We start from the raw sequence: 3,528 nt of genomic DNA, 5'->3' as shown, positions 1-3,528 counted from the left end.
CGGGAATGCATCAGCCGAGCGGAGAGCCGCTTCAAGGCCGGCGCGTTCCTCGGAAGATGGCTCGCGTACAAACAACGGCGGTGGCTTCTTGGAGTTCATCCCTCCAAGATAACACCTCTTTGTTTACTTTGCATACTTTGTTGTGTGGAACTGCACTAGCTCCCCGTGCCGCCGTGTCCGCGCAGGCGGACAGCGTGACGTCGTTGCCGCGATTTCAATCGCTCCAGACGAGCCTGCCGACGCCTATCCGCACCACGTGGAAGCTGCCCGCCGCTCCGCGTCCGCGCCCAAAAACCTGGCGATTTCCTGCAGCTCTTCGAACGGCTCAGCGCTCAGGCGGTCATACAACCAGGGGGATCGATCGCGCCGGCCCGCGTCCCTCCACCTGACTCGCAAATCATCCGTTTGGCACGATACTGGCCTGTGCGGTTGCGGATCTGGATACGTAAACCGTTGCAGGGACGGGATCTGAGATGAAGACGATTCGAGTGCGCAGGGCCGCGCTCACCGCGTTTGCGACGGGAATGCTGGTGGGCGGGGGAGGCGCGGCCACCCAGGCCGCCGCCGCCGAGCGGGCCGAGACCGCCGCGGCACAGGACGGGTTTGGCATCATCGTCGACCTGTCCGACCGCATGCTGTACGTTACGGAGGACGGCGAGACCGTGCGCGAGTACCAGGTGGCCATCGGCAAGCCGGCCCACCCCACGCCCACGGGCTCGTTCCGGGTAAACCGGCTGGTGTGGAACCCGCGGTGGGTTCCGCCCGACGCCGAGTGGGCGCGCAACAGGCGCCCGCGCGAGGCGGGCGACCCGCGCAACCCCATGGGCAAGGTAAAGATCTTCTTCCGTGCCCCGGACTACTACATCCACGGCACCCGCGAGACGGATTCGCTGGGCCAGGCCGAGTCGCACGGCTGCGTGCGCATGCGCAACGCCGACGTCATCGAGCTGGCGCGGATGGTGATGGAGAACGGCGGCGAGCGGCGCGACGCCGGGTGGTTCAGGGGCGTCATCAACCGCGTCCGCAGCACCACCGACGTGCGCCTGTCGCAGCCCGTGTCCCTGCGCGTCCGCGCCTGACGAACGAGCGCGGGGATGATACGGCGGGCTCCGCGACGTTGCGGAGCCCGCTTTCGTTTTCTGGTCGATGGAGAAGCGAGAAGCAGGTCGTCGAGATCACTTCGATGGCCGCTGCGACCGGCATCGGGCTGCGTCGGCGGCGCCCCCTCCGGGCTCGTAAACCTCGCCCACCTCCCCCAAAAAAGACTGGGGGAGGTTGGGGTGACCGATGGATCGAGGCTCGACAAACCGAATCGAACTGGCGCCCGACGGGGTGCCCCTCCCCCGACCCCTCCCCGTTCGTTCCTCACGGAGAGGGGAGAACGTCGATCGCGATGGGGAAGGATCGGATCACATCCCCACTCGTGGCTCGACGACCGGCATCGAACTGTGTCCCCGGGCGCCCCCCTCTCCCGGCCTCTCCCCCCCCCGAACTGCAGGGGGGAGAGGAGAAATTCGATCCCGCTTCGGCAAGGTGCGTCGCACCTCCCTCCCCCGCGCAGTTTGCGGGGGAGGGCCGGGGAGGGGGGCGCTCACCATCCCGCACCACCCCATCCGAAGCACCTCCAACCCTGCCCTACAGCCCAACCTCCCAGTCTTTTTTGGGGGAGGTGCGAGCCTGAGCGAGCGGAGGGGGCGCCTGCCCCTCGCGCCCCCGATTCCGAAGCACCCCAGCCCCCGCCCTGCCTCAACCTCTCCCGGCAGTTTCGGGGGAGGTGGGCCGGTGGTGCCGGCGCGGAGGGGGCCTGCGCGGAGCCATCCGAAGCACCTCCAACCCTGCCCTACAGCCCAATCTCCCCCAGTCTTTTTTGAGGGAGGTGCGAGCCTGAGCGAGCGGAGAGGGCACCGGCCCCTCGCCCCGCCCTCTCCGAAGCACCCCAGCCCCCGCCCTGCCTCAACCTCTCCCGGCAGTTTCGGGGGAGGTGGGCCGGTGGTGCCGGCGCGGAGGGGGCCTGCGCGGAGCCATCCGAAGCGCCGTCAAGCCGGCCCGTTCACCCGCTCACCCGCTCACCCGCTCACCCGCTCACCCGCTCACCCGCTCACCCGCTCACCCGCTCACCCGCTCACCCGCTCACCCGTTCACCCGTTCACCCGTTCACCACCGCCGGCGGCTGCGCATCCGGCGGCACGGGAACCGTCTCCGTTTCGCGCCGGTTCCACGTCTGCCGCTCTTCGGACGGTTCCAGGTACAGAATGCGCACGGCGACCGCCAGCACCGCCAGCATGGGTGTCGCCACGAACAGCGCCAGGATCCCGAACCCCACCGCCAGCATCAGCTGCCACACCAGCAGCATGGCCGGCGGAATGTTCACCGCGCGCCGCTCCACCAGCGGAACGGTGATGGCGTTCTGCACCTGCTGCAGCAGAAAGTAGAACGCCGCCACGTACAGCGCCGTCCGCGGCGAGATGGCGAACGCCGCCACCATCGCAGGCGCCGCCGCGATCGTGGGCCCAAAGTTGGGGATGAACTCCATCAGCGCGGCGAACGCCGCCAGCGCCAGCGCGCCGGGGATCTTGAACAGCGTGAGCCCGATGTACGTCACCACGCCAATCCCCAGCATGGTGATCGCCTTGCCCAGCGTCCAGCGGCGCAGGTTGGAGCCCGCCTCGGCGTACATGCGCTCCCACCGGTCCCGCGACTCCACGGGGACAAAGCGCATCAGCAGGTTGCGGTACACGTCGGGCTGCGCCGCAAAGAACGTGGCCAGCACGATGATGGCGAACGAGCCCAGCACCGTGCTGATCATGTTGAACGCAATGGGCACAAAGCGGCTGATGAAGCCCGACACCTGCGCGCTCAGCGACCGCGACAGCTCCGATTCCGGCCCCTGCCCGGTCTGCTCGCGGAACCACACCTGCACCTGGTCCAGCGTCTCGGGAAGCTGCGTGGCCAGCAGCCGCACCTGCGCCATCAGCTCCGGCACCATCGCCACCATCAGCCCCACCAGCGACCCCACGAACACGATCACCATCAGCGGGAGCGCAAAGCGGAACGGCACCCCCAGCCGCGTGAGCCGCTTGGCGGGCGCGTGGATCACGATGGCGATCAGGATGGCCAGCATGACGATGAACAGCGCGCTGTGCACCATCCAGAAAAAGCGCCACACGAACAGGAAGAACATTCCCATGATGAAGATCCGCGCCACGTCGGCAGATCTCCAGACGATGCGGCGGACTTCGGTGTCGGCCATGCGGATGCCTGTGGAGGTACGGATTACCGGTCGGGCCGGCGTCGCGGAGGCTATATGAAAGAACGAGGCCGCGCCCCCGGAGGGACGCGGCCTGCGTGCGCCGTCACCTGCCGGGGTCAGCGCGCGCCGCGCCCGCCGCTCTTCGAGCCGCCCGACTTGCTCCCGCTCGTCCCGCCGCCGGACCGGCCGCCACCGGTAGCGCCGCCCGCCGAACCACCCGTCGAGGCCGCCACGCTGGCCTTGGCGCCGCCCTTGGGCTTGGCGGCGGCAGCCGCGGC

2 protein-coding genes are annotated in these 3,528 nt (G+C 68.8%); one reads left to right on the top strand and one right to left on the bottom strand.

Features of this window, described 5'->3' with window-relative positions:
* Positions 1 to 473: 473 nt before the first annotated feature.
* The gene (locus tag ACOJUJ_RS10095; protein ID WP_420126742.1) at positions 474 to 1,079 is read left to right on the top strand and encodes a L,D-transpeptidase; all 606 of its coding nucleotides are present in this window, start codon (positions 474 to 476) and stop codon (positions 1,077 to 1,079) included.
* A 1,067-nt stretch (positions 1,080 to 2,146) separates the two neighbouring features.
* On the opposite strand, the gene ACOJUJ_RS10090 is transcribed toward ACOJUJ_RS10095, so the two are convergent.
* Positions 2,147 to 3,250 carry an AI-2E family transporter gene (locus tag ACOJUJ_RS10090; RefSeq protein WP_420126741.1) on the bottom strand — a complete coding sequence of 368 codons (1,104 nt, stop codon included), beginning with the start codon at positions 3,248 to 3,250 and terminating at the stop codon, positions 2,147 to 2,149.
* Positions 3,251 to 3,528 lie beyond the last annotated feature (278 nt).

This window comes from Longimicrobium sp. (genome assembly GCF_048594345.1).
GTDB lineage: Bacteria > Gemmatimonadota > Gemmatimonadetes > Longimicrobiales > Longimicrobiaceae > Longimicrobium.
This window is presented reverse-complemented; position numbering and strand designations above follow the sequence as displayed.